This window comes from Bradyrhizobium sp. McL0615, assembly GCF_049993905.1.
Classification (GTDB): domain Bacteria; phylum Pseudomonadota; class Alphaproteobacteria; order Rhizobiales; family Xanthobacteraceae; genus Bradyrhizobium.
Genome location: NZ_CP188254.1, coordinates 1,427,091 through 1,451,067, shown reverse-complemented (window position 1 = coordinate 1,451,067; position 23,977 = coordinate 1,427,091). Strand labels below are relative to the sequence as shown.

General features: G+C 62.6%; 24 protein-coding genes, 1 pseudogene and 1 riboswitch. Of the genes and pseudogenes, 9 read left to right on the top strand and 16 right to left on the bottom strand.

Annotated elements, in window-relative coordinates; translation table 11 throughout:
* Nucleotides 1–67: 67 nt before the first annotated feature.
* Nucleotides 68–568, top strand: a complete 501-nt coding sequence (locus ACPPVP_RS06865) for a GlcG/HbpS family heme-binding protein (protein ID WP_426532519.1) — start codon at nt 68–70, stop codon at nt 566–568.
* A gap of 51 nt (nt 569–619) precedes the next feature.
* Here the strand turns inward: ACPPVP_RS06865 and ACPPVP_RS06860 are convergent, their stop codons facing one another.
* The 8 genes and pseudogenes from ACPPVP_RS06860 to ACPPVP_RS06825 all read right to left on the bottom strand — a co-directional run bounded on the left by ACPPVP_RS06860 (nt 620) and on the right by ACPPVP_RS06825 (nt 11,382).
* On the bottom strand, nt 620–1,216 hold the full coding sequence (locus ACPPVP_RS06860) for a superoxide dismutase (protein WP_426537705.1): 597 nt from the start codon (nt 1,214–1,216) through the stop codon (nt 620–622).
* A gap of 456 nt (nt 1,217–1,672) precedes the next feature.
* Nucleotides 1,673–2,689 carry an adenylate/guanylate cyclase domain-containing protein gene (locus tag ACPPVP_RS06855; protein WP_426532517.1) on the bottom strand — a complete coding sequence of 339 codons (1,017 nt, stop codon included), beginning with the start codon at nt 2,687–2,689 and terminating at the stop codon, nt 1,673–1,675.
* A 13-nt stretch (nt 2,690–2,702) separates the two neighbouring features.
* Nucleotides 2,703–4,172, bottom strand: a complete 1,470-nt coding sequence (locus tag ACPPVP_RS06850) for a glycerol-3-phosphate dehydrogenase (protein WP_426532515.1) — start codon at nt 4,170–4,172, stop codon at nt 2,703–2,705.
* 128 nt (nt 4,173–4,300) lie between these two features.
* A pseudogene (locus ACPPVP_RS06845) lies at nt 4,301–4,479 on the bottom strand (ABC transporter ATP-binding protein); the annotation flags it as partial.
* A gap of 24 nt (nt 4,480–4,503) precedes the next feature.
* On the bottom strand, nt 4,504–5,706 hold the full coding sequence (locus tag ACPPVP_RS06840; protein ID WP_426532513.1) for a multidrug effflux MFS transporter: 1,203 nt from the start codon (nt 5,704–5,706) through the stop codon (nt 4,504–4,506).
* A gap of 58 nt (nt 5,707–5,764) precedes the next feature.
* On the bottom strand, nt 5,765–6,439 hold the full coding sequence (locus ACPPVP_RS06835) for an O-methyltransferase (RefSeq protein WP_426532503.1): 675 nt from the start codon (nt 6,437–6,439) through the stop codon (nt 5,765–5,767).
* A riboswitch (TPP riboswitch) is annotated at nt 6,430–6,523 on the bottom strand. It overlaps the preceding gene by 10 nt.
* Before the next feature lie 226 nt (nt 6,524–6,749).
* Nucleotides 6,750–8,297, bottom strand: coding sequence for an ABC-F family ATP-binding cassette domain-containing protein (locus ACPPVP_RS06830; RefSeq protein ID WP_426532500.1), 1,548 nt, complete (start codon nt 8,295–8,297; stop codon nt 6,750–6,752).
* 379 nt (nt 8,298–8,676) lie between these two features.
* Nucleotides 8,677–11,382 (bottom strand): sensor domain-containing protein, encoded by a 2,706-nt coding sequence (locus ACPPVP_RS06825; protein WP_426532498.1) that lies wholly within the window; start codon nt 11,380–11,382, stop codon nt 8,677–8,679.
* Between the two features lie 258 nt (nt 11,383–11,640).
* Here ACPPVP_RS06825 and ACPPVP_RS06820 point away from each other — a divergent pair, with 258 nt between their 5' ends.
* Nucleotides 11,641–12,744 (top strand): NAD(P)/FAD-dependent oxidoreductase, encoded by a 1,104-nt coding sequence (locus ACPPVP_RS06820; RefSeq protein ID WP_426532496.1) that lies wholly within the window; start codon nt 11,641–11,643, stop codon nt 12,742–12,744.
* 97 nt (nt 12,745–12,841) lie between these two features.
* Here the strand turns inward: ACPPVP_RS06820 and ACPPVP_RS06815 are convergent, their stop codons facing one another.
* Nucleotides 12,842–13,027: a YdcH family protein gene (locus ACPPVP_RS06815; protein WP_334390714.1), complete on the bottom strand. Its 186-nt coding sequence runs from the start codon at nt 13,025–13,027 to the stop codon at nt 12,842–12,844.
* A gap of 342 nt (nt 13,028–13,369) precedes the next feature.
* Here ACPPVP_RS06815 and ACPPVP_RS06810 point away from each other — a divergent pair, with 342 nt between their 5' ends.
* From ACPPVP_RS06810 to ACPPVP_RS06800, 3 genes are all read left to right on the top strand, one after another.
* A complete protein-coding gene (locus ACPPVP_RS06810; protein ID WP_057851906.1) occupies nt 13,370–13,576 on the top strand; it encodes a YdcH family protein in 207 nt (68 codons plus the stop codon).
* 212 nt (nt 13,577–13,788) lie between these two features.
* The gene (locus ACPPVP_RS06805) at nt 13,789–14,001 is read left to right on the top strand and encodes a hypothetical protein (protein WP_212419233.1); all 213 of its coding nucleotides are present in this window, start codon (nt 13,789–13,791) and stop codon (nt 13,999–14,001) included.
* Between the two features lie 23 nt (nt 14,002–14,024).
* Complete coding sequence (locus ACPPVP_RS06800; protein WP_426532493.1) at nt 14,025–14,276, top strand: hypothetical protein; 252 nt, start codon at nt 14,025–14,027, stop codon at nt 14,274–14,276.
* An 88-nt stretch (nt 14,277–14,364) separates the two neighbouring features.
* Here the strand turns inward: ACPPVP_RS06800 and ACPPVP_RS06795 are convergent, their stop codons facing one another.
* On the bottom strand, nt 14,365–15,051 hold the full coding sequence (locus ACPPVP_RS06795; RefSeq protein WP_426532491.1) for a GGDEF domain-containing protein: 687 nt from the start codon (nt 15,049–15,051) through the stop codon (nt 14,365–14,367).
* 152 nt (nt 15,052–15,203) lie between these two features.
* Here ACPPVP_RS06795 and purE point away from each other — a divergent pair, with 152 nt between their 5' ends.
* Both purE and ACPPVP_RS06785 read left to right on the top strand, forming a co-directional pair.
* Complete coding sequence (gene purE / locus ACPPVP_RS06790) at nt 15,204–15,692, top strand: 5-(carboxyamino)imidazole ribonucleotide mutase (protein WP_426532489.1); 489 nt, start codon at nt 15,204–15,206, stop codon at nt 15,690–15,692.
* Nucleotides 15,689–16,792 (top strand): 5-(carboxyamino)imidazole ribonucleotide synthase, encoded by a 1,104-nt coding sequence (locus tag ACPPVP_RS06785; protein ID WP_426532487.1) that lies wholly within the window; start codon nt 15,689–15,691, stop codon nt 16,790–16,792. Before purE ends, ACPPVP_RS06785 begins: the two co-directional genes overlap by 4 nt.
* 37 nt (nt 16,793–16,829) lie before the next feature.
* Here ACPPVP_RS06785 and aqpZ read toward each other — a convergent pair whose 3' ends face one another.
* Nucleotides 16,830–17,552 carry an aquaporin Z gene (gene aqpZ / locus ACPPVP_RS06780; protein ID WP_426532485.1) on the bottom strand — a complete coding sequence of 241 codons (723 nt, stop codon included), beginning with the start codon at nt 17,550–17,552 and terminating at the stop codon, nt 16,830–16,832.
* 252 nt (nt 17,553–17,804) lie between these two features.
* Here aqpZ and rpsU point away from each other — a divergent pair, with 252 nt between their 5' ends.
* Together rpsU and ACPPVP_RS06770 are read left to right on the top strand one after the other, a co-directional pair.
* Nucleotides 17,805–18,110, top strand: coding sequence for a 30S ribosomal protein S21 (rpsU, locus tag ACPPVP_RS06775; RefSeq protein ID WP_057838472.1), 306 nt, complete (start codon nt 17,805–17,807; stop codon nt 18,108–18,110).
* Between the two features lie 207 nt (nt 18,111–18,317).
* Nucleotides 18,318–18,965 (top strand): tetratricopeptide repeat protein, encoded by a 648-nt coding sequence (locus tag ACPPVP_RS06770; protein ID WP_426532483.1) that lies wholly within the window; start codon nt 18,318–18,320, stop codon nt 18,963–18,965.
* 70 nt (nt 18,966–19,035) lie between these two features.
* Here ACPPVP_RS06770 and ACPPVP_RS06765 read toward each other — a convergent pair whose 3' ends face one another.
* The 5 genes from ACPPVP_RS06765 to ACPPVP_RS06745 all read right to left on the bottom strand — a co-directional run bounded on the left by ACPPVP_RS06765 (nt 19,036) and on the right by ACPPVP_RS06745 (nt 23,959).
* Nucleotides 19,036–20,070, bottom strand: a complete 1,035-nt coding sequence (locus tag ACPPVP_RS06765; protein ID WP_426532481.1) for a hypothetical protein — start codon at nt 20,068–20,070, stop codon at nt 19,036–19,038.
* 207 nt (nt 20,071–20,277) lie between these two features.
* The gene (locus tag ACPPVP_RS06760; RefSeq protein WP_426532479.1) at nt 20,278–20,562 is read right to left on the bottom strand and encodes a cupin domain-containing protein; all 285 of its coding nucleotides are present in this window, start codon (nt 20,560–20,562) and stop codon (nt 20,278–20,280) included.
* Nucleotides 20,563–20,583: 21 nt separating this feature from the next.
* Nucleotides 20,584–21,681 (bottom strand): calcium:proton antiporter, encoded by a 1,098-nt coding sequence (locus tag ACPPVP_RS06755; RefSeq protein ID WP_426532477.1) that lies wholly within the window; start codon nt 21,679–21,681, stop codon nt 20,584–20,586.
* 55 nt (nt 21,682–21,736) lie between these two features.
* Nucleotides 21,737–22,543, bottom strand: a complete 807-nt coding sequence (locus tag ACPPVP_RS06750; RefSeq protein WP_426532475.1) for an alpha/beta hydrolase — start codon at nt 22,541–22,543, stop codon at nt 21,737–21,739.
* Nucleotides 22,544–22,561: 18 nt separating this feature from the next.
* On the bottom strand, nt 22,562–23,959 hold the full coding sequence (locus ACPPVP_RS06745) for an NAD(P)(+) transhydrogenase (Re/Si-specific) subunit beta (RefSeq protein WP_426532473.1): 1,398 nt from the start codon (nt 23,957–23,959) through the stop codon (nt 22,562–22,564).
* Nucleotides 23,960–23,977 lie beyond the last annotated feature (18 nt).

Here is a 23,977-nt window from a genome sequence, read left to right as displayed (position 1 = left end):
TCTCTGCTAAGGTTCGGAGCGCAGAAAACCGGCCGCCGCGGCAATACGAAGGATCGGGAGGCATTCGATGACCGTTCGGAATCTGCTGGCCGTAACGGCGATTGCTTCCCTGCTCGCCGGCGCGGCCGCCGCACAGGAAGCCCTCGTGAGCTACAAATCGTTGAGCCCCGAACTGGCGCTCGATCTGGCGCGCGCGACGCTGGCGGATTGCAGAAAGCGCGGGTTTCAGGTGACGGTCGCCGTCGTTGACCGCTTCGGTGTCACGCAAGTCTTGCTGCGCGACCGCTTCGCAGGTCCTCATACCGTACCCACCGCTTCAGGTAAGGCATGGACCGCGGCCAGCTTCCGCACCAGCACGACCGAACTCAACGCCATCAGCCAGCCTGGGATGATGCAGGCCGGAATCCGCAACCTCCCCGGCGCCGTCATCGTCGGCGGCGGGTTGACGGTCGAAGCGGCAGGCACGCTGCTGGGCGCCGTCGGCGTGTCAGGAGCCCCCGGCGGCGACGCGGACGAGGCCTGTGCCAAGGCAGGCATCGAGGCCGTGCGCGACCGGCTCGATTTCTAGGGCTGCATCTGCGTCGAAGACGTAGCGTTCAGCTTTTGCCTCACCGCCCGATCACCCCTCGCGGCTGACCCGGTCGTACAGCTTCGCTGCGTTATCCCAATTGATGGCCTCCATGAAGGCATCGACATACGCACCAGCCTTGGCGCCATAATCCATGTGATAGGCGTGTTCGTACATGTCGAGCGCAATCACCGGCCCGCCGCCGGCGACGGCATTGGTGTGATCGGCTGCCCATTGATTGACCAGTCGCTTGTCACGAGGCGAATAAGACAGCAGTACCCAGCCGGAACCGCCGCCTTCCGCCTTGCCCATCGCGGAGAATTCGGTGCGCCAGCGATCGACGCTGCCGAAATCGCGCACAATCGCGTCTCCCAGCGAGCCGCTTGCTGCCCCGCCGCCACCGAGGCTGTCGAAATAGGCCTCGTGCAAAATCATGGAGTTCATCGCGACCAGTTCTTCGCGCTTGAGGCCGTTGATCAGGAAATTCGGCGCCTTGGCAAAGTCCAGTTCCGCCAGTTGGATAGCGATTGCGTTCAAACGCTTCACCGCGCCTACATAATTGTTCTCATAGTGGCTTATGAGAATTTTCTCGGAAATTCCCTTCACCGACTTCGGATCGAGCGAGAACGGCTTGATCTCATAGGCCATGCGCTTTGCTCCGGGTTGCTGCGCGGTCTCCGCATTCGCCGATCGTTCACCGAGCGTCGAAGCCGCTGCGATCCCGGCGAACAGCCCAGCACCCTTGATGAAGTCCCGACGTTCCATGTTTTCTGCCATCGTTCACTCTCCGAGTTTGCCCTAGCCCCAGATTCGTCGCGACGCTCATCGCAGCTCCGATGCGCCACGGGCATATCGTCGTCGCGGCGGCATGAGAAAAAGCGTGAAATGAGATCGGATTGGCGGCTGACACACTGCGTCCCTGGATGGTTTTCAAAACCGGACGCGATTCTTCGGCATGTCGCCTCGTGGGGAGATCGCTTCCCCATGGCAAGGATGACACCAGCGGGGGCCTGCCTTGTCAATCTCGCTCGCTGTAACAATCAGGCGACGGAACCCTGGTCGCGGCAGGCGCAGCGGGAGAAGCTGCCGACGCCTTCCGTGAGATCAGCTACGACGCTCGACGGAAAATACCTCGATGGCGGCGGCACGCCCCCGCAAGCGGACCTCCCCAAGTGCTTCGACGGCGAAAGCCGGCTTGAGCTTCATGCGGCCCAACAAGTCTGCAGACACCAGCAAATTCCGGCCAACCTCCTTGCAGTGCTCTTGCAGCCGCGCTGTCACGTTCACGGTATCGCCGAAATAGGCCAACTGGCGGCGCGAGTTGCCGCACTCGCTGATCACTACATGACCGGCATGCAGGCCAGCCCGGAAACTCGGCACCATGCCGAACTCCTGCCGGTACGATTCTGCCCGTTCGGCGATGCCGTCGGCAATCGCGAAGAAGCAGTCGATGCAGCGTCCGCCCGACATCCGCTCATCGAGCGGCCATGTCACGATGACCTCATCGCCGACATAGGCGTGGACTTCTCCACCATGCGCGACGATCGCGCCGTCGATGTCGAAGAAGAAGCGGGTGAGCAGGCCTTGCACGCGCAGTTCTCCCATCGACTCGGCGAGCGAGGTCGAATTTGCGAGATCGAGGAACATCAACACGCGCGCTTCACGCACCGGGCTTCGATAGCGACCGAGCGCCACATTGAACAGCACGCGGCTGCCGATCAGCCGTGTCAGCTCAAAAATCGCTCCGACCAGAAGAGCCCCGAAGAATGAGATCGCCACGATCGTGGGAAATGTATCGACCAACCAGTGGGCTTCGATCCGATGCCAATGAAGCAGCGGTTCCAGGCCCAGAATGGCCAAAGCGACGACGACGGCCATGACCGCGGAACGCATCGCCAGATCCATCAGCAGCGGCCATCTGCTGATCCATTCACTTCGCCGCGAAACAAAATAAAGATGGGTAGCCCAGCCGGCGAGCGCCACGCCCATACCGTGGAAGCCGCTTCCCAGATAGTTCACCACCGACGCTTCTAGCGGATCGTCCACGAAGTAGCGAACGGTCATCCCAAGCAACAGGCCGAATACAGCGACGACTACGGTCGGGATGATGGAGCGATGCATATGCGGTCCATATTCACGTCGCCGCCGCCATGAACGCCGCCAGCGCCTCGCGATCGGATGGCGGCATCGTAAGGCCGAGTTTTGAGCGGCGCCACAGGATGTCATCCGGAAAACGCGCCCATTCCTTTTGCATGAGATAGCGCACTTCGGCGCCCGTCAATTCCGGCCCAAAGGCTAGGCCGAGGTCGCCGCGCTCCTTGGCGTCGCCAAGGATCGCCTTGGCGTTCGACCCGTAGGCCCCGACCAGACGCCTCGCCTGCTCCTCGCCGAGAAACCGCCAGCGGTCGCGCACCTCGTCGACCTGGCTGTCAAAACGGTCCCAGGCAAAATCGCCGCCGGGCAGCGGCGCCTTCGTGGTCCAGCGCGCCGACATCGGATAGAACGGCGCCAGCTTCGATACCGCCCGCTCCGCACGCAGCCGCGAGGTGGTGACGTCGCCGCCGAAAACCGTGATCAGCGGCGCCTTGCCGCGTCCGTAGTCGAGCGCCATCGCCCCGTCGCGCGACGCAAGCCTGCCTGCGGGCTTCATCACCATGTTGGCGCCAGAAAGCGTGCGCACCACGTCGACCGTCTCGATCCGCTCGCGGAAATAGCGGTTCGCGGCATCGCAGAGATAAGCGACGTCGCCAGCCGCCATCGCGACGATGGCCGGATCGCCCTTGAAGGCATGGCTGGCGGTGCCGATCAGGGTAAAATCGCGTTCATAGGGGCTTGCGAAAATCAGCCGTCCGTCGCTGTTCTGGAACACATAGACATTGTCGCTGTCGAACAGCCGGCGGACCACGATCTGGTCCATCTGTACGGCGGCAACCTTCGGCGGCGGCACGCGCAAGATCGTCTCGGCGACCGACGACATCCAGGCGCCGGTGGCGTTCGCGACCGCCCTAGCCGTGACAATCTGGCGAAAGCCGCGATCTTTCGTCACCAGCCGCCACTCCCTGCCGCGTTCGGCCCGGGTGCAGCGTGCGCCGGTGCGAATCACCGCGCCGCGCGCCGCGGCATCGACGGCGGTGAGAACCACCAGCCGGGTATCGTCCACGACGCAGTCGGAATACTCAAAGGCGGTGCCGAACGGCCGTTTCAGCGCGTTGCCGACGGGATGATGGGTGACATCGACGGTCGCCGAGGCCGGCAGGCCGCTGCGCGAGGCCAGCCGGTCATACAACAGCAGCCATGAGCGCAACTGCCAGGGCGGACGTTCGTCCGAATGGGCGGGGATCGCAAACCGCATCGGGCGCACCAGATGCGGCGCGATCCTGAGCCAGACGTCGCGCTCGGCAAGCGCCGAACGGACGCGAAGGAAATGCCGGCGCTCCAGATCAGCCAGATCGCCATGGACCAGCCGTGGCGAGGCAGAGGAGGCGCCCGCGCCGAGATCGCCCTGCTCCAGCAGGATGACGCGCAAGCCGCGTCCAGCGGCGTCGCGCGCGATGCTGACGCCGTTCAATCCGCCGCCAATGATCGCGAGATCGTAGTCCGCCATACGAAAGGGGTACTGTAGGGATGCTGAGTTCACTACACTAGGTCATGATGGCCAAAAGTGGATGTCGCTCCTGTAAATGAATCAAGTCCGGGCAAGAACTAGCCCGTTGGCCCGATCGATGCGAAGAATCAATCCGGTCCTTCCAGTTCCACCAGCTTCTTCCTTTCGATCAGCCAGAACCGGCTTCCCACTGTCTGTACGAAGTTGCGGTCGTGTGAAACCGGCAGCTGGCCTGATGCTGCAGCAGTTCGCCTTCCAGCGCTTCCTGCCCCTCGATATCCAGGTGGTTGGTGGGCTCATCGAGCAGACCAGCGCCTGTGATGGCCCGCGACTACATTTTGGTTGCCTCGGGTCCATGACGATCAAGCCGATGCACGAATAGCGCCGCCAGCAACGCCATCGCGGACGATAGAAACATCATTCCGAGCAAGACAAATGCCGAGTTTGATTCGCTGAGAATAGTGCTGGTGATTCCGGACATCAGGGCCCCACCTGCGCCTGAAAGGGCACCCGATAGTCCGGCAGCGCTTCCGACCAGTTCGGGCCGAACAGACATCGCGCCAGCGTTACTGCTCGGCATCGAGACGCCGTTTCCGAAACCGAGAAAAACGCAAGCGCCAAACAAGGACACCTCGTGCACGAATCCGGCGAGGAGCAACCCCAGCCCCGACGCTAGTCCGACACAGGCGACAAGCCTGCCCACGACCATCATCGTCGTAAGTGGAAAGCGCGCAGCAAATTGACCTGACACGAAACTGCCGATGATAAAGCCTGCGGCGGTGCTTCCCATATAAACTCCAAGCTTCGCCGGCGACATCCGAAACACCGTTGTTGCCACGAGAGGCGCGGCCGAAAGAAAGGCGTAAAGTGCACCGATTGAAAACGCCATGCACAGTGAGTAACCCCAAAATCGCCGAGACCGGAACAAACTGGGGAATGCCTGAAACTGCTTCGTGAACGTCTCTGAAGGGTTCTTGTTGGTCTCGGCTAGATCGAGCCAGCACAAGGCCAGCATGGCCGCGCCAAAGACAAGGAACGCCCAAAAGTTCGAGCGCCAGCCAAACAGTTGATCCAACGTTCCTCCTAACGTTGGGGCCACCATTGGCGCGATCGCCCACGCGATCGATAAATAGCCCATGAGGCTTGCCGCTTTCTGTGGCGGTTCCGCATCCCGGATGATCACGCGCGACAGCGCTAATCCGGAGACTATTGCGGCCTGCATCGTGCGAAAGAGCAGAAACGTCCAGACGTCTGTCGCCAGCAAACAGCCGAGCGATGCGCAGACGAAGATCGCGAGACTTACGAGGATCACTGGTCGCCGGCCGACCCTGTCCGACAAGGGACCGATCAGGAGTTGCAGCACTGTCGTCGTCCCGGCGTAGCCGGCAATCGATACGTTCGCGAGCAAACCATAACCGGCATGAAATTCGCCGGCGATTGCCGATAGCGACGGGAGAAACATGTTTAGCGAAACGACCGAGAGACTGCTGAGCAGGATCAGCGTGAACAATTTCGGTCGTGTGGAGGAAGCCATGCGCAACTTTCCAGTCCCCGATTGGCTGACGAACAGCAACGTCCGTGGCTTAAGCCTTCTAGCAGCGAACCGACATTTCCAGGCCGCCGTCGAATGGCAAAGTCATCGTCGTGAAGCGGTTGGTCGGATCATTCAGGAACTCGAAATAATCTGCATAGAATGCTCGATGCTCCCTCGTGTTATCGCTTACAACGACGGCACCATACGCGAGATGCGGTGCGATGAGTTCTAATGCAGGCAGCGCCATCGCAATCCAAACGTCCATCAGCACGAAATCGATGGGGCCGTCGATCTGCTTCAACGTCTGTCGAAGATCCCCCTCGCGGAGCTGGATGAAGCTGCTCAAACCTGATCGTGCAAAATTCTCTCGAGCGGCGGCAGCCTTACTGGGCTCGTGCTCAGTTCCGATAACCGCACCTGAGCCACCTAATTCGGCGACATTGTCGCGCACCGCGGCCGCTAGGTAGAGTGTTGAGACACCATACGAAGTGCCGACCTCGACAATCCGGCAAGCCTTTTTGGCACGGCAAAGCTGGTAGCAAAACTCCGCCTTGTCGCGGTCTAGCGCAACAAGCTTGTTGTTACGAAAGGCGCGAATCTCCTCAGCACTTGGAGAATCACTAGCACCGCCTCGTCGCGCTTCGAAAGCAACGATCTCCACCTTTTGCTCGTCACTCTCGGCATGGAGTGTGTCCAGCAAAGCCTGCAGACGCTCGTCGCCAACAACCAGCATGATTGTCTCCCTTCGCTGGCATTACCCAGGCAGGTTCAGCGGGTGTGATCTCAGCCCGTACTGCGGGCACCCCGGATACGGCAAGGTTTCAGGTTGAAAGTGTAGCGTCAAGCTCTTTGGCGCTGATGTGGCGATGTCTCTTGTCGGTCACGCGTTGCCTTCGCGTTCTACGTAACGCAGCGCCAGCAACTGACATGTGTTCGAATTTGCCGATTGCCGGTCGCGCCGTCAAACGAACACCGCGCGCAATGGCGCGGCGGGTGCCCAAGCCACTGTGAATAGGCCGTGTTCGTCCTGCCCTCTCGACATTTTACCGAAGGGTCCAACTGTCAGAAGTCCGGTCACCCATTGACGCGAAGAAACGCTCCGGTGCGACGAGTTCCACCAGCTTCTTCTTTTCGATCAGCCAGAACCGGTTTCCCACGGCTCGCACGAAGTTGCGGTCGTGCGAAACCAGCAGGCAGCTGGCCTGATGTTCCAACAATTCGTCTTCCAGCGCTTCCTGTCCCTCGATATCCAGGTGGTTGGTAGGCTCATCCAGCAGATAGAAGTTCGGCTGGGCAAGCCGCAGCAGCAGCATGCCGAGACGCGCCTTCTGTCCACCGGACAGCCGGCCGATCGGACGGCCTTGCATCGCAACCGGCAGGCCTGCGCCGGCGAGCAATGCGCGCGCATGCTGATCGCCGACCGCGAATCGGCTGACAAGCGCGTGCATCGGCGTGTCGGCATCGGAAAGATCGGCAAGATTCTGTTCGCAATAGCCGAGCGCAAGCGACTGCGTCACCTTGATGCCGGCCGGCATGGCTTCCGGGTTTTCGATCGCCTGACGCAGTATCGCCACGAGCCGGGTCTTGCCGGCCCCGTTCGGCCCCAATAGCACGATCCGGTCGCCCTTGCAGATGAACTGCTTGCCGGTCTTGAACAGCAACCTGCCGTCGGGGGTGGCGACGGCGGCATCGTCCAGCGCAATCAGAACCCTGGCGTGCATTCCGCGGTTGGCTAGCTTGATCGTCCCTGCGGAGCGCTCCAGATGGGCGGGCTTTGCCGCATCTTCCAGCTTCTCGGCCCGCTGCTTCAGTTGCTTGGTCTTCTGCAACAGAAGGTCGCTGCCGGAATTGATGCCGATATTGTTGAGCTTGGCAGCGTGCTGACGAAGCTGCTCGGCAGCCTTCAGGTCACGCCGGTAGCGCCTTTCCTCCGACGCATCCGCCTCACTGAGCGCGGCACGCGCCTGCGTATAGGACAACGAAAATATTGGCGACCGCTCGGGCCGCAAAAATACCGTGCGGTTGGTGGTGGCGTCGAGAAAGGCGCGGTCATGGCTCGCGATCACGACCGGCATATCCCGTGGCAGCGCGTTCAGCCGGGCTTCGAGCTGACAGATCCTGGCGAGATCCAGATGGTTGGTCGGCTCGTCGAGCAACAACACATCGGCCTCGGCCACCACGACGCGGGCAAGCATGGCAAACCGCTGCCAGCCGCCGCTCAATTGCTTCAGCGGCCGCTGCCACAGCGCCTCGGGCACCCCGAGCGATTCCAGGGCAACATCGACCCTCCAGCCTTCACTTGCCCGTCGTTCAACGGGAAGCATGTCGAGCACCGCCGTATGGAACGGCGTGTCCGCCAGCGCGGACGGGACATCCTGCTCGACATAGCCGATGGTCAGCCCGCGCGATCTGGTGATCGCGCCTTCATTCGGCTCCGCCGCGCCTGCAATGCATCGCAGTAAGGTGGACTTGCCGCGCCCGTTGGCGGCGACGAGCCCGATGCGGTCACCTGCATTGACGGAAAGGTCCAGCCGGGAAAACAGCGGCGCGCTCAGAGTCACGCCGAGATTGCGAATATTGATAAGGGTCATGGTCGTTCCCTGGTCTTGCCGGCCAACACGGCGTCCGGGGCATGCAGCCATCATCGGATGTCCGTGCGGGAGCGCGGCGAGCTACACAAAGGCAGGCGCGAACGATCAGACGTTCGACGCCGCATTGCGACGGGGGCAGACCAGGAGGAGATTACGGAAAAGTCTCTGGTCAGCCCTGCAAACGCATTTGCAGGGCGTTGACGGGGCCACGCTGGCGAAAGTGCCGGAAAATTGTCGTCACCGCGCAGCCCTCCTTTCTCGATCAGGTACCGGGCCAAAAATAGCCGGGCCCTCAAGGGAAGGCAAGTCAGGGTCTGGTCGAAATCAAATCGCCGCTCCGGGCCTTGCGGCCGATGCAGCGTGGCTGGATTTCGCGAAATCAGGCGCTGGCGAGCTTGCGCGCGGTTTCGCCGCCGTTGGCGGCGCTGCGGCCGACCAGCGCGGCGTAGTGCCCGATCGGCTGGGGCTTGCCGAGGAAATAGCCCTGCACCGCATCGCAGCCCTCGTCCGCGAGGAAGCTGAGCTGCTCCTGGGTCTCGACGCCTTCGGCAACGATCGACATTTCGAGGCCATGGCCGAGATCGATGACGGCGCGCACGATCGCCGCCGACTGCGGATTGCGTCCGAGATTCATGACGAAGGCGCGGTCGATCTTGATCTTGTCGAACGGGAACGCCTGCAGATAGCTCAGCGAGGAATAGCCGGAACCGAAATCGTCCATCGAGATCCGCACGCCGAGCGATTTCAACCGCCTCAACAAAGCAAGACCGCGGTCGAAGTCCTCGATCAGCACGCCTTCGGTGATTTCGAGTTCGAGCCGGTCGGGCGCCAGCCCGGTCTCGAGCAGGATCGAATGCACCAGGCTGACCACGTCGCCGTGCATGAACTGCGCCGGCGACAGGTTGACAGCGATCTGCATCGGCACCGGCCAGGAGGCGGCCTCCCGGCAGGCTTCGCGCAGGATCCAGACACCCATCTCGACGATCAGGCCGCTCTCTTCGGCAAGCGGGATGAACTCACCTGGCGACACGAAGCCGCGCATCGGATGCATCCAGCGCGCCAGCGCCTCGAAGCCGATGACCTTGCTGGCGGCAACCGTCGCCCCCGCCGCGGCCTGCGGCTGATAGTGCAACGACAATTCGCCGTTCTTGATCGCCATCGAGAGGTCCTGGTGCAGCACGCGGCGGTCGCGGATCTGCTGGTCCATCTCGGGCGCGAAAATGCTGATCGAGCCGCGCGACTTCTGCTTGGCGCGGAACAGCGCCGCACCGGAATTGGCGAGCAGCGAAGCCGCGTCCGAGCCGTGATGCGGAAATACCGAGATGCCGGTGGTGACGCCGGTGCGCACCGACTTGCCGTCGATCACGAATTCGTCCGACAGCGTTTGCGCGAGTTTTTCGGCGAGCGCATTGCCCGTATCCGGCTGCTTGCCGTCGATGATCAGGCCGAACTCGTCGCCGGACAGCCGGGCCACCACGCCGCCACTGGCGCAGGTCTGGATGCGGCCGCCGACCTCGATCAGGAGCTTGTCGCCCATCGCATGGCCGAACACGTCGTTGATTTCCTTCAGCCCGTCGAGGTCGACGCACAGCACCGCGAATTCCTCGTCGGTGCCGGCGCAGGCCTCGATCATCTGCGTAAGCGCCTGCAGGAAGGCGGCGCGGTTCGGCAGATCGGTCAGGCCGTCATGGTAGGCCATGTGCGCCATCCGCGATTCGGTCTGGCGGCGGTCGGTGACGTCCTCGTGGGTCTTGATCAGATATTGCGGGTCGCCAGCCTCGTCGAGCACGGTCATGCGGCGGGTCAGGAACAGCCGCAACCCGTCCTTGGTGGAGATCGGGTGCTCTTCGGTAAGCAGGCCGCGCTTCTTGATGGCGGCCTCGTCGCGCGCGATGATCAGCTTGGCTTCGCGCGGATTGAAGATGTCGGCGGCGGTCAGGCCGGTGGCATCCTCGCGGCGGCGATTGAGAATGGTCTCGGCGCTGCGGTTGGCGAGCAGATAGCGCCCGTCGCTGACGCGCTCGACGATCAGCGACACCGGGATGTTGTCGACCACCAGTTCGAGGAATTTCTTGGTACTCTCGAGCTCGCGCGACAGCGACCTTCGGTCGGTGACGTCGTCGAACAGCGTGATCAGGAATTCCGGCTTGTTGTCCTCGTTTCGCGCAACGACGCGATTGGAGGAGAGAACGCGCTCGTCGTCGCCCCGTTCGACCACGTATTCGTTGCGGTGATGGCCTTCCGGCGCCGTGAGCGCCGCCTGGTCCGCCAGCTCGATGCTCTTGGCGGTTTCGGGCTGGAAGATTTCGTCGGCGCGCTTGCCGATGACGTGATCGCGGGAGAAGCGCGAGAAGCGCTCGAATGCGCGATTGGCGAAGATATAGCGGCCGTCCTCGATGTTCTTGGCGGCGACGCAGACCGGAACGTTGTCGAGCACCGATTCCAGAAATTTGGTGGTCGATGCCAGCTTGCGCGACAGCTGGCGCTGCTCCGTGCAATCCTCATGCGTGCCGATCGTCCCGCCATTGGGCAGGCGGAAGATCTTCGAAAGCACCGATCGCCCGTCCGGCAGTTCGGTGACGACGCCTTCCGGGCGGCGGGCAAGCTTGCTGAATTCATCGACGGTAAGGTTGAGCAGGCCCCGCGTGCGGCGCAGTTCGGCCAGTTCGCGGCCGGTCATGGAGTTCGAAATCTCGGCGCGGTTGAGCCCGTACATTTCGAGAAAGCGGTCGTTGCAGAACACCACGCGGTTTTGTGCGTTGGTTATCATCACGCCCTGGTTGAGCGTGTTGAGCGCCGAGCTGATGAATGCGCTGCGCCGCAATTGCGCGCTCTTGGCCCCGCGCAACGCCGCCAGTATCCAGATCCCGATCGCTACCAGGAAGGAAACGGCGGCGATCCCCCCGAGCAGGAGCTCCCAGACGAAATTGGGATCGAGTTCGCCGATATAGCTCGCCGGGGCAAAGCCCGCGGAAGGCGCGGCGGCCCAGGCAAGTCCGCACGGCGCAGCCATGGCGAACAGACAGACGAGGGCCTGCACCGGAATCAAATTTTTCCGTTCTGCCTGCCGGTTCGTGTCAGTCATTACCCACCCGAGGTTTGCGGCCGGAGTGTCTGGCTTGACGGGTTTGGATCGGGTAAATGACTACCCCTGCAATTCTAAAATGTGACCCAAATTACGGCAATTGGCCTGACATGATTAATGCTTCACTAACGGGACGGCGTTCGCGGCGTATTTCGAGGCAAACCAACGGGTTGTTTGACTGCTCGAGCGGACGAAACGACGATTGCCGGGCATGGCAAGCGCCGATTTCCACACCCGATTCTCAGGTCCGAAGCTGACATGGACAAGGTTGATTGCGTCGTCGTCGGAGCGGGGGTGATCGGACTTGCGATCGCCCGGCGGCTGGCCCAGGCGGGCCGCGAAGTGATCGTGCTCGAGGCCGCCGAGGGCATCGGGACCATCACCTCCTCCCGCAACAGCGAGGTGATCCACGCCGGCATTTATTACCGCGCCGGCAGCCTGATGGCGCAGATGTGCGTCAGCGGCAAGCGCGCGCTCTACCACTATTGCCGTGACCACGGCATTCCCCATCGCAATTGCGGCAAGCTGATCGTGGCGACGACTGCAAGCGAAACCGAAAAGCTGCAGTCGATCCGGGCGCATGCCGAAGCCAACGGCGTCGACGATCTGCAGTTGCTGACGGGCGAAGCGGCGCGAGCGCTGGAGCCGGCGCTGAACTGCGATGCTGCCCTGCTCTCGCCGTCCACCGGCATCATCGACAGCCACGCCTACATGCTGGCGCTGCGGGGCGATGCGGAAGAAGCCGGCGCGGCTTACGCATTCCATACGCCGCTGTTGCACGCGCGCGCCGGTGCCGGCCGGATCGAAATCGAAACCGGCGGCGACGCGCCGATGACGCTTGCATGCAATTTGCTGGTCAACGCGGCGGGGCTGGGCGCGCCCGCATTGGCGCGCAGCATCGAAGGCATGCCGATCGGGCTGATCCCCTGCGCCTATCTGGCGAAGGGCAATTATTTCAGCTGCAGCGCGCGGGCCCCGTTTTCACGCTTGATCTATCCGGTGCCGGAGCCCGGCGGGTTGGGCGTGCACCTGACGCTCGACATGGCGGGACAGGCGCGTTTCGGCCCCGACGTGGAATGGGTCGAGAGCATCGACTATGCGGTGGATCCTGCCCGCGCCGAGCGCTTCTATCCCGCGATCCGGCGCTACTGGCCGACGCTGCCGGACGGCGCGCTGATGCCGAGCTATTCCGGAATCCGGCCGAAGATCGTGCCGCCGGCCGTCGCTACCCAGGATTTTCTGATTCAGGGCCCAGCCGATCACGGCGTCGCCGGACTGATCAATCTGTTCGGTATCGAATCGCCGGGACTGACGTCGTCGCTCGCGATCGCCGATCATGTCGGCGCCTTGGCAGAGCTCTAACGAAGGCAACGCCGTGACAACAATGTGCGTGTAGGCGGATGAGCGCATCGGCGCCCATCCGGCCTTGTGAGGGATTTTCGATGCTTTGCTGGACTGGTTAGTGGAGAGTTTCGCCGACGGTATGCTTCAACCGTTCGATCTCATCCTTGACCATCAACTTGCGGCGCTTCAACTCGACAATTTGGAGGTCGTCGGTGGAAAGGTGGACGAGCGCTTCGTGTAATTCATTCTCAAGGCTCTTGTGTTTACGTTCAAGTTCAACAAGATGCGCCTGTAGTGCCATACGAAACCTCCTCGGTGGTTGAACCTCAGATTCGATCCGGACGAGAGAGTGTACACCACACCGCGAATCTGTCGATGGGTATCCAGAATCGCGCCTGTCATATTTTCGGATTTATCTGTAACCAATCGTGAGTATGGGAACCCGGTCAGCTTGCGGACCGGCCTCGCAGGGACGATATTCACTGCGGGACTTGGAGCATGATCCGGAAAAGCCGGCAGCGGTTTTCCGAGAAGATCATGCTCAAATCAAACAACCAGAGCGGGACGACTGTTCGAAGAAAAGTCATCACGCTCTAAGGATAATCCGTTCACAACCGCATCGCGCTTTCAGCTAACGTACAACATGACCGACGATGATGAGCGCGAGCTTGAAAACGAGCTCGCCCGGCTGCAACAGGAGCATCGCGATCTCGATGCGGCGATCGACGCGTTGCATCAGTCGCCAGCGCCGGACTTGCTGCGGCTGCAGCGGCTGAAGAAACGCAAATTGCAATTGCGCGACCGCATCGCCTTTATCGAAGACCAGATCACGCCCGATATCATCGCCTGATCGTTGCGCTTGCCCCGTTCGGCCAATTCGGTTCGCCAAGACCGCTGGCTTTCGCCAGATGCTTTTCCCCGACATCCACATAGCCTCGGCCTCGGGAAGAATCTTGCCGAGTGTCCGAGCGAAAAACCGGTTTCCGGTTGGTGGATGCGGCTTGACTTTTTGAGAACAAACAGAGAACATATCCACCTGCCGCCAGCCTCGGGAGTCCCGCCATGTCCGTCACATCGCCCCTGTCCGACAACAGCCGCTACGAGCAGGCCTGCGATCAGGCCATCGCGATGTGCGACGGCAATCTGCGCTCGACCATCAAGGCGCTGATCATGGCGAACGAGTATCTGGAAACCGAACTGGAAGAATTGCAGGCGGCCATCGCCGCCGGCTGTGTGCCGGCCCGAACCTCCCATGCGGAGAGCGACGCTGCCTGATCCATCAAACCCGGAGCAAACCAATGGCCGATGTCACTTATTACGTCGCAATGCCATTCCTGCAGGACGATAGCGGTTCACCGATGGCGGGCGCCGCGGAAGAATGCCAGAGCCCGACGACCGCGTTGCGGCGCGCCGAGATGATGTCGCGAATGGCCGGCAGCATCGGCGCCGTCGCCTTCAGCCGCAGCGGCGATCCCATGATGGGTGAATTCGGCGATGCGAAACTGCTGCGCAAGTTCGGCAATGTGCCGGATGATTTGAGTGGGTTGTAGACTCGTCATTGCGAGCGAAGCGAAGCAATCCATTCTTTCTTTGCGCTGTGAGATGGATTGCTTCGCTTCGCTCGCAATGACGGATACTTCACGAATTCGCCTCGTGCCGCCGCAGCGCCTTGCGCACATACATGGCGCTGTCGGCGGCTTCCAGCGCGCGGCCGGCTTCGGAGTGGGTATCGAGAAGGCAGACGCCCGCGGAGGCGCCCGCGGCAATAGTGCGGCCATCGAACACGAAGGTGAGGCCGTCGATCGCTTCTTCCAGCGCGGCCGCCTTGGCCCTCGCGTCGGTCTCGCTGAGATTCCACAACAGCAGCGCGAACTCGTCGCCACCGAGGCGGCCGACGACGTCGGAAGCGCGCACCTGCGCGAGCAGCGTCGTGACGATGGCCTTGAGCACCTGGTCGCCCGCGGCGTGTCCGAAGGCGTCGTTGATCGGCTTTAAGCGATCGACGTCGAGCACGACCAGGGCGCCGCCGGCGCGATAGCGTTTGATGTAGGCGATCGCGCGATTGAGTTCGCGCTCGAAGCCGCGCCGGTTCGGAATGCCCAGCAGGAAGTCGGTATCGGCGGAGGCCTGAAGTTCCTCGATCTGCGCCTGGGTCCGGGCCAGTTGCGCCTTCAGCCGGCGAATCGTCGCTTTGGTGCCGTTGGACACCGCCGGCGGCCGGGATCCCGGCGCGGATGACCGCCGTGGTGCGGTTTTTTGCCCGGAAGCCGCGCTTTTGGGGCGTTTTCCGGCCCTTGAGGCGGTCGTCCTGGTTTTCTTCGCCATGGCCTTCCCTGTGCAGGCTCGCTTATCAAGGCTTGCCGGGATTCACCAAGACAGGATAGTCCATTCCTAATCCCTTGCCACGCCTTGGATGAACCGCGGGCCGACCCTATAATCCGGCCTATGTTTTTGGATTCCCGAACAGAATTGACGAGATGACCGCACCGATCGCCATCATCATGGGCAGCCAGTCCGACTGGGAGACCATGCGCCACGCCGCCGAGACCTTGGCTGTGCTCGGGATTGATTGCGAAAAGCGCATCGTCTCGGCCCACCGGACCCCGGACCGGCTGTTCACCTTTGCCAAGGGCGCCAAGGCCGCAGGCTTCAAGGTCATCATCGCCGGCGCTGGCGGGGCAGCCCATCTGCCGGGCATGGTGGCGGCGCTGACGGAACTCCCCGTCTTTGGTGTTCCCGTCGAATCCAAGGCGTTGTCGGGCATCGATTCGCTGTACTCGATCGTGCAGATGCCGGCCGGCGTTCCCGTCGGCACGCTGGCGATCGGAAAGGCCGGCGCCATCAACGCCGCGCTGCTCGCGGCAAGCGTGCTCGCGCTGAACGACGCGGCGCTGGCAACGCGCTTGGCCGCCTGGCGCAAGCAGCAGACGGACGCGGTCCAGGAGCGCCCGGAGGGATCGGCGTGACGGCTTCAGGCAAGGTGAAGCTGAAGCCGGGCGACACCATCGGAATTCTCGGCGGCGGACAATTGGGCCGGATGCTGGCAATGGCGGCGGCGCGCCTTGGCCTCAGATGCCAGGTGTTTTCGCCGGACCCGGACTCGCCCGCCTTCGACGTGGTGCTGAACGCGACCTGCGCCGAATATGCCGACGTCGAGGCGCTCGAATTGTTCGCCAACGATGTCGATGTCATCACCTATGAATTCGAGAACGTGCCGGCCGCCACCGCCATGGTGCTGGCCGCGCGGCGTCCTGTGCTGCCCGCGCAGAAGATCCTGGAGACCACACAGGACCGGCTGATCGAAAAGGATTTCGTGAAACGGCTCGGCATCGGCACCGCCGACTATGCCGACGTGTCGTCGGTTGAAACCCTGCACGCGGCCATCGCGCGCATCGGCCTTCCCGCCGTGATCAAGACCCGCCGCTTCGGCTATGACGGCAAAGGCCAGGCGATCATCCGCGAAGGCGATGATCCCGCGCAAGTCTGGGAAGACCTCGGCACCAAATCCGCGATCCTCGAAGCCTTCGTTCCCTTTGAGCGCGAGATTTCCGTGATCGCCGCGCGTTCGGCGGACGGCGAGGTCGAATGCTACGACGTCACCGAAAACGAACACCGCGATCACATCCTGAAGATCTCGCGCGCGCCGGCGGCGATATCGGAAGCGCTGGCCGCCGATGCGCGCACCGTCGCCGGAAAGATCGCCAACGCCCTGGACTATGTCGGCGTGCTCGCGGTCGAATTGTTCGTCGTTGCCGGGAACGGCGGACCGCACGTACTGGTCAACGAGGTTGCGCCGCGGGTGCATAATTCCGGACACTGGACGCTGGACGGCGCCTCGATCTCGCAGTTCGAGCAGCACATCAGGGCGATCGCCGGCTGGCCGCTCGGCAAGCCGGTTCGTCACGGCGAGGTCACCATGACCAACCTGATCGGCGACGATATCCTCGACTACGAGCAATGGCTGACGGTGCCCGGCGCCACCGTTCATCTCTACGGCAAGGGCGCGCCGCGCCCGGGCCGCAAGATGGGCCACGTCACCGAAGTGGCTCCGGCAAGCAAGAAATAGCGCGCTTGCCGTTGCTCTCACCGGGCGCGTTTGCAGATCAGGCCGTCTTCAAGCCTTCCACGACACCGGCCGGCTCGTCGCTGAGCCAGCGATAGATCGCGCCACCGAGCGCGCCACCGATCAGCGGGGCAACCCAGAACAGCCAGAGCTGCGCCAGCGCCCAGCCGCCGACGAATAGCGCGGGCCCGGTGCTGCGCGCGGGATTCACCGACGTGTTGGTGACGGGAATGCTGACCAGATGAATCATCACCAGCGCCAATCCGATGGCGAGCGGCGCAAAGCCCGCAGGCGCCTTGCCGTGGGTGGCGCCCATGATGATGAACAGGAACATCATGGTCATCACCACCTCGGTGATGAAGCAGACCGTCATGTTGTACTGTCCGGGCGAATGCGCGTCATAGCCGTTGGAGGCAAAACCCTTGGCCAGATCAAAGCCGGGCGCGCCGCTTGCGATCACATAGAGCAGCGCCGCGGCAGCGATCGCGCCAATCACCTGCGCGACGATGTAAGGCAGGATCTGCCCGGTCGGAAAGCGGCCACCCGCGGCAAGGCCGACCGTCACTGCGGGATTGAGATGGCAGCCGGAGATGTGGCCGATCGCATAGGCCATGGTCACGACGCTCAGGCCGAACGCCAGCGACACGCCGACCAGCCCGATACCGACCTGCGGAAAACCGGCGGCGATGACCGCGCTGCCGCATCCCGCAAAAGTGAGCCAAAACGTGCCGATCGCTTCAGCGACATATTTTTTGGTGTTCATACTCGCCTCCCGCATGTTTGTGTTGCTGGATGCTAGGGAGGCGCCGTGAAGGGCTCGTTATTTGAGGAAATCGAGCCCGTATCGGCGAATCCCGCGCATTTTCGTGGCGTTCCCGGGTCAAAAACCGCCTTCTCAGGTGGACATCAGCGGTTTTGTCTGCTACATGCCCGCGCTCAGGGTTAAGGGCCAGGCCTTTCGCCGGCCCTTCACTTTACCAGAATTCCTATCCGATCAATTGAAAGAGGATGCCGCGTGCAGGTTCTCGTCCGCGATAACAATGTCGATCAAGCCCTCAAGGCGCTGAAGAAGAAGATGCAGCGCGAGGGAATTTTCCGCGAGATGAAGCTCCGCGGACATTACGAAAAGCCCTCCGAGAAGAAGGCCCGTGAAAAGGCCGAAGCCGTGCGCCGCGCGCGCAAGCTGGCCCGCAAGAAGCTGCAGCGCGAAGGCCTGCTGCCGATGAAGCCCAAGCCGGTGTTCGGCGCTGGTCCCGGTGGCGACCGGGGTGGCGCTGGCGGCCGTGGTGGCCCGGGTGCAGGCCCGCGCGGACCGCGCTAAAGCGTCCACAGCGATTTGAATTGAAAACGCGGGCCTCAGGCCCGCGTTTTTGTTTTCGCCATCGCTGATCCGGCAGCATCGGATCGTCGGCTTCTGATACGAGCGGCGTGCTCGATCACCGGTATCTTGCGGTTATTTTGGCCGATGCATTTTGCCGCTCATCGGGTTACCTATGCGGTGTTGGACAAGCGAAGAGTATTCCGCTGCATGGCCGTCACGGATTGCAATGCCCTTCCCTGCGCTTCGCGCTTCATGGCCGCACCGATCGCACTGCTGGCGGTCGTTCTCACCTTTCCTCTCGCCGGCTGTTCGTTCGACCTGGGTTCATGGGGACCGGACAAGGAGAAGCCGCAAGCCGCCGAGCAGAAACCGACCGGCACGATCAGCGGACCAGCAAGCGCCAGCGACGCCCAAGGCTACGCTGCGCGCGGCCAGGCGCTCGCCAAATCCGGCAAGACCGAAGAAGCGCTGGTGGAATTCGACCGCGCGCTGGCGCTCGATCCCTACAACGTGCAGGCCCTGTATGGCCGCGGGCTGATCTATCAGGCCGACAAGCACCATGAGCAGGCGATCGCGGATTTCACCGCAGCCAACGGCCTGACGCCGCAACGGGTCGAGCCGCTGCTGGCGCGCGCAACCAGCTACCTCGCCGTCGACAGGACAAAGGAAGCCGCTTCCGATCTCGACGAGGCGGTGCAGGCCGACCCTAACAGCGCGCAAGCCTGGACGGCTCGCGGCGTCACCTATGAGCGTCTGGGCGACAAGGCCAAGGCGTTCACCTCCTACGGCCGTGCGCTCGCGCTCCGCCCCAAAGACGAAGCCGCGCGAAGCGGCCTCGCGCGCACCGGCGGCTAGGCTTTCAATATTGGCGCGTTTTCTTTACGCGAACCGGAAACCACTTCGCTTGAAAACGCTATGGATCGAATTATTTCGGCAACACCGCGTGGAAGATCGACTTCGCCGTCGACAGCGCGTCCTCGGCGGCCGCCGTGGCGCGTTCGCGCACGGAAGGCTCGGCCACTTCGGCACGCAGATCGAGCGGCCGCGATAGCGGGATCTCGGCGGGCGGGGTCGGTCGGTTCGGGTCGACGGCCTCGGCATAAGGCGGCCGTGGCTGTGACGGAGCCTGACCATGGGGTTCACTGGCCGGCGAGCCCGAGATCATGATCGGCGGCGGCAGCGGACGAAGCGCGGGCGCATTCACGGCGGCAGGCGCATTCGCAACCACGGGCGCATTCGTGACCTTGGGCGCCTCGTGAGCGCGGGCCGTCTCGGGCGCGCGCGGAGACGTTTCGCTGTTGGCGCGCAGGCGCTCGATCGCGGCGCGTGCCAGATCATTGGCATCGCGCCGTTCTTCCGGCGCAACCGCAGTCTCGACCGGGGCAGCCGCAACAACCGGAGTCGCCGGGACAGCCGCTACAGCCGGAGCCGCCGGGGAATTCACGGGCTGCACCGGCGACGCCAGTATGACCCGGATCTTTTCCTTTTCGCGCGGCGCCGCTGCCTGACGACGCTGATCGGCGTCGGCCGGGCTCTCGGCCGATTTCACATCGGACTTGGCGTCAGAGGATTTGGCATCAGCGGACCTGGTGTCGGCTTTGGTATCAGCCTTTGCTTCGGCTTTTTCGTCGGCCTTTGCTTCAGTCTTTCCCTGGGCCTTCTCGACCAACGCAGGCCGCTCGGCAGCGGTCTTCTCCATGATGGACTTTTCGGAAATTCCCCTCGCCTTGACGCCGGCGGCCGGGAGATTGCTGACGCTGGCCGTGGTCTCGGCCGACTTCGCATCGGATTTGGCTTCCGACTTGCCATCCCCCTTGGGATTGACCGTCGACGCCGCAGCGGCAGGAGCGTCCGCGCTGGGCTTGCTCACGATGTAGTGGTTGACGATGTACGCCCCGATGACGGTCGCAGCCACCGAGGGAAAGATGTCTACGGCGAATTTCTTCAGGTAATTCAGCATTCCGGCCACTCCCCGCGGTCCCTCAATTGCCGGAACTTTGAGGCACATTGAGGGATCAACTGCGACGGATCGGTGGCAATTCAGCAGTTCCCGTGCAGGCCGGGCAACACCGGCTTGTGTTGGTTAAAAATTGTCTAACTATTCCAAGCCGATAGGGCGAGCCCGGAAACAACCTGGGAACCCAGGGGCCAAGGGTAGTCCGGGTGGTCAGGGCTTCAGTTCGACCTCGATAAACACGATCTCGGCTGCCGTCTCGTTGAGCACGTCATGCTCGACGCCAGCTTTCCGGAAATAGGATTTGCCGGCCCCGAGCTGCGCCTTGGTGCGCTCGCCGTTCGGCGCGACGATGGTCATCTCGCCCGAGGTCACCGGCACGATCACGTAATCCATCTCGTGGGTGTGATGGCCCGTAGCGCTGCCCGGCGCCAGCCGCCATTCGGTGACACGGACTTCTGATGTATCGACCTGAACGTCGGACTTGGCGGCAAGCATATCGGGTTCACTCCGGAGGATTTACGGCACGAATACCATGAACAGGAACACGGCGAACACCACCATATGGACCAGCCCGAACAGTATGTTGGTTCGGCCCGTGCCGAAGGTCAGCATGCTCAGGAAGAACGTGAGCAGCAGCAGCACCATGCCCTGACTGTTGAGCCCTAGCACGAGCTCCTTGTCGAGCGCATAGGTGGCGACGCCGACCGCTGGGATGGTCAGCCCGATGGTGGCCAGCGACGATCCGAGCGCAAGGTTGATGCTCTTCTGCAAATCGTTGTTGCGCGCAGCCGCAATGGCGGTGACCCCTTCCGGGAGCAGAATCAGGAGCGCGACCAGCACGCCGGCGAATGCCGGTGGTGCGCCGATCATCGCGGTTACGACATCGACCACGAGCGAAAATTTCTTCGCCAGAAGCACCACGGCAAGCAACGAGACAAGCAGAAGCGCGAAGCTGAGCGCCAGCATCCGGTTCGACAGGGATGACGCTTCCGCGCCAGAATCGGTCCCTCCCTTGACGAAGTAGTCACTATGCCGGATCGCCTGGGTATAAAGGAACACGCCGTACAGCATGAGCGTGACCAGGTCCACAAAGCCAAGCTGCGCCGCCGAATAGACAGGCCCCGGCGTCGTCAGCGTATAATTGGGCATAATCAGCGTGATCGTAGCCAGCACGAATAGCACGCTGAGATAAAGGTTGGCGCCCGAGACCTGAAAATCCTGCTCGCGGTAGCGCAGGCCGCCAATGAAGATGCAGAGGCCGACGAGGCCGTTGCACACGATCATCACCACGGCAAACACAGTGTCGCGCGCCAATGCCGGCTGCGGCTTGTCGCCGAGCATGATGGTGGCGATCAGCGCGACCTCGATGATGGTGACCGCAAGCGTCAACAGCAGCGTGCCGTAGGGCTCGCCGATTCGCTCGGCGATCACCTCGGCATGATGCACGGCAGCAAACACGGTGCCGAACAGGATCGCCAGCAGCACTACCGCGAAAAATAACCCGCCGACCGACGGTGTAAAGCTGAACCCGAAGCCGGTGGCCACGGCAAACAGCAGCAGCGCCAGCGCGGGAAAAACCCACGCCGATCGCGGCATCGATCCGTGTGTGCTCATGCGATCAAATTCCAACGTGGTCGTGGACGCAGGATGCGTCCATCAAAAGAAGCCATCACCCCTTCGCAAGGTTGATGAAATTTCGCGCAATTTCAATGCCGCCGAAATTGTCCAGATCGTTATGACCGCCCCGGGCAAGGCGGACGAACCGTTTCGGCTCGTTCGCCAGCGCAAACAGCCGTTCGCCAAACGCAACGGGTATCGTGGAATCCAGCGCGCCGTGCATCACGAGCAGCGGAACCTTGACCCTCGCGATCTGCGCGTCGGAACGGAACTGATCCCGCATCAATAGACGTACGGGTGCAAACCAGAACGCCGACGCGGCGACATCGGCGATCGACGTATAGGGAGCTTCCAGGATCAACCTCCCGATCCGCTGCTCCGCGGCAAGCGCCACCGCAACGCCGGTGCCGAGCGAAAAGCCCCAGACGACGATGTCGTCCGCGCGATAGCGTGCGACCGTAAAGGCATAGGCGGCCGCTGCGTCCTGCAGCAATCCGTGCTCGCTAGGCTGCCCGGTTGAGCCCGCATAGCCGCGATAGGACAATGCGACGACCCCGGTGCCGTCGGCGATGATGCTGCGAAAGCGTCCGAAGAAGCCGGCGAGAAAATCGCCATTGCCGTGGAAGTAGAGCACGACCGGCCGGCCCGGCCGGGCTGGAACGTGCCAGAGGATGACCTTCTCGCCGTCAGCGGTCGTCAGGATATGCTCTTCGGCTTCAGGAAAGCCCGCTGCTTGTGGCGCGGTGCGCGCATTCGTCGGGGCCGGAAACAGGACAGCGCGCTGCGCAAAGAACAGGGCGAGCAGACCACAGGCGTAACCGACTGAGACGACGATCAGCAGCCATTTCAGTACAGTCATGAATTTCCTGCGAACGCGCTACATCCCCTTGACGATGTTCTCGGTGACCTTCTTGGCATCGCCGAGCAGCATCATGGTGTTGTCGCGGTAGAACAGCGGATTGTCGATACCGGCATAGCCCGACGCCAGCGAGCGTTTGATGAACATCACGGTGCCGGCCTTCCAGACCTGCAGCACCGGCATACCGTAGATCGGCGAGGTCTTGTCTTCTTCGGCAGCCGGGTTGGTGACGTCATTGGCGCCGATCACGAAGGCGATGTCGGCCTGCGCGAATTCGGAATTGATGTCCTCGAGCTCGAACACCTCGTCATAGGGCACGTTGGCTTCCGCCAGCAGCACGTTCATGTGGCCGGGCATGCGGCCGGCGACCGGGTGAATGGCGTACTTCACCTCGACGCCTTCCTTCTTCAGGAGGTCGCCCATTTCGCGCAGCGCATGCTGGGCTTGCGCCACCGCCATGCCGTAGCCCGGCACGATGATCACCTTCTGCGCGTTCTTCATGATGAAGGCCGCGTCGTCGGCCGAGCCCAGCTTGGCCGGCTTCTGCTCGCCGGTGCCGCCACCTGCAGCCGCTGTCTCGCCGCCGAAGCCGCCGAGGATGACCGAGATGAAGGAACGGTTCATCGCGTGGCACATGATGTAGGACAGGATCGCGCCGGAAGAACCAACCAGCGCGCCGGTGACGATCAGGGCCGAATTGCCGAGCGTGAAGCCGATGCCGGCGGCGGCCCAGCCCGAATAGGAGTTCAGCATCGAGATCACGACCGGCATGTCGGCGCCGCCGATCGGGATGATCATCAGCACGCCGAGCACCAGCGCGATGATGGTGATGAGCCAGAAATCGAGCGCGCTGCCGGACATCACGAGGCCGACGATAAAGAACACCAGCGCGAGCGCGAGCACGATGTTGATGGCGTGGCGGAACGGCAGGATGATCGGCGCGCCGCTCATGCGCGCCGACAGCTTCAGGAACGCGATCACCGAACCGGTAAAGGTCAAGGCGCCGATCGCGACGCCGAGCGACATTTCAACCAGGCTCGAGCCGTGAATGGCGCCGGGCTTGCCGATGTCGAAGGCCTCGGGCGCGTAGAACGCGCCGGCCGCCACCAGCACTGCGGCCATACCGACCAGCGAGTGGAAGGCTGCGACCAGTTCCGGCATAGAGGTCATCGGCACCCGGCGCGCGATCACGGCGCCAATGCCACCGCCGATGGCAATGCCGAGGATAACCAGCACCCAGGCGATGCCATCCGCCGGCGGATGGACGGCGAGCGTGGTCGCGACCGCGATCGCCATGCCGATCATGCCGAACAGATTGCCCTGGCGAGATGTGGCGGGGCTGGACAAACCGCGGAGCGACAGGATGAACAGTACACCCGCCACGAGATACAGAATTGCAGCCAGATTGGCGTTCATCTCAGGTCCCCATTGTCT

Bases quoted from the DNA above. Each gene is read 5' to 3' on its own strand.
- aqpZ (WP_426532485.1), bottom strand. From the start codon at position 17,552: ATGAACACCAAAAAATATGTCGCTGAAGCGATCGGCACGTTTTGGCTC.
- ACPPVP_RS06755 (WP_426532477.1), bottom strand. From the start codon at position 21,681: ATGAGCACACACGGATCGATGCCGCGATCGGCGTGGGTTTTTCCCGCG.
- ACPPVP_RS06770 (WP_426532483.1), top strand. From the start codon at position 18,318: ATGGCCGTCACGGATTGCAATGCCCTTCCCTGCGCTTCGCGCTTCATG.
- ACPPVP_RS06860 (WP_426537705.1), bottom strand. From the start codon at position 1,216: ATGGCCTATGAGATCAAGCCGTTCTCGCTCGATCCGAAGTCGGTGAAG.
- ACPPVP_RS06760 (WP_426532479.1), bottom strand. From the start codon at position 20,562: ATGCTTGCCGCCAAGTCCGACGTTCAGGTCGATACATCAGAAGTCCGT.
- ACPPVP_RS06795 (WP_426532491.1), bottom strand. From the start codon at position 15,051: ATGGCGAAGAAAACCAGGACGACCGCCTCAAGGGCCGGAAAACGCCCC.
- ACPPVP_RS06745 (WP_426532473.1), bottom strand. From the start codon at position 23,959: ATGAACGCCAATCTGGCTGCAATTCTGTATCTCGTGGCGGGTGTACTG.
- ACPPVP_RS06750 (WP_426532475.1), bottom strand. From the start codon at position 22,543: ATGACTGTACTGAAATGGCTGCTGATCGTCGTCTCAGTCGGTTACGCC.
- ACPPVP_RS06830 (WP_426532500.1), bottom strand. From the start codon at position 8,297: ATGACCCTTATCAATATTCGCAATCTCGGCGTGACTCTGAGCGCGCCG.
- ACPPVP_RS06805 (WP_212419233.1), top strand. From the start codon at position 13,789: ATGTCCGTCACATCGCCCCTGTCCGACAACAGCCGCTACGAGCAGGCC.
- ACPPVP_RS06850 (WP_426532515.1), bottom strand. From the start codon at position 4,172: ATGGCGGACTACGATCTCGCGATCATTGGCGGCGGATTGAACGGCGTC.
- ACPPVP_RS06825 (WP_426532498.1), bottom strand. From the start codon at position 11,382: ATGACTGACACGAACCGGCAGGCAGAACGGAAAAATTTGATTCCGGTG.
- ACPPVP_RS06800 (WP_426532493.1), top strand. From the start codon at position 14,025: ATGGCCGATGTCACTTATTACGTCGCAATGCCATTCCTGCAGGACGAT.
- ACPPVP_RS06765 (WP_426532481.1), bottom strand. From the start codon at position 20,070: ATGCTGAATTACCTGAAGAAATTCGCCGTAGACATCTTTCCCTCGGTG.
- ACPPVP_RS06820 (WP_426532496.1), top strand. From the start codon at position 11,641: ATGGACAAGGTTGATTGCGTCGTCGTCGGAGCGGGGGTGATCGGACTT.
- ACPPVP_RS06865 (WP_426532519.1), top strand. From the start codon at position 68: ATGACCGTTCGGAATCTGCTGGCCGTAACGGCGATTGCTTCCCTGCTC.
- ACPPVP_RS06840 (WP_426532513.1), bottom strand. From the start codon at position 5,706: ATGGCTTCCTCCACACGACCGAAATTGTTCACGCTGATCCTGCTCAGC.
- ACPPVP_RS06810 (WP_057851906.1), top strand. From the start codon at position 13,370: ATGACCGACGATGATGAGCGCGAGCTTGAAAACGAGCTCGCCCGGCTG.
- ACPPVP_RS06815 (WP_334390714.1), bottom strand. From the start codon at position 13,027: ATGGCACTACAGGCGCATCTTGTTGAACTTGAACGTAAACACAAGAGC.
- ACPPVP_RS06855 (WP_426532517.1), bottom strand. From the start codon at position 2,689: ATGCATCGCTCCATCATCCCGACCGTAGTCGTCGCTGTATTCGGCCTG.
- purE (WP_426532489.1), top strand. From the start codon at position 15,204: ATGACCGCACCGATCGCCATCATCATGGGCAGCCAGTCCGACTGGGAG.
- ACPPVP_RS06835 (WP_426532503.1), bottom strand. From the start codon at position 6,439: ATGCTGGTTGTTGGCGACGAGCGTCTGCAGGCTTTGCTGGACACACTC.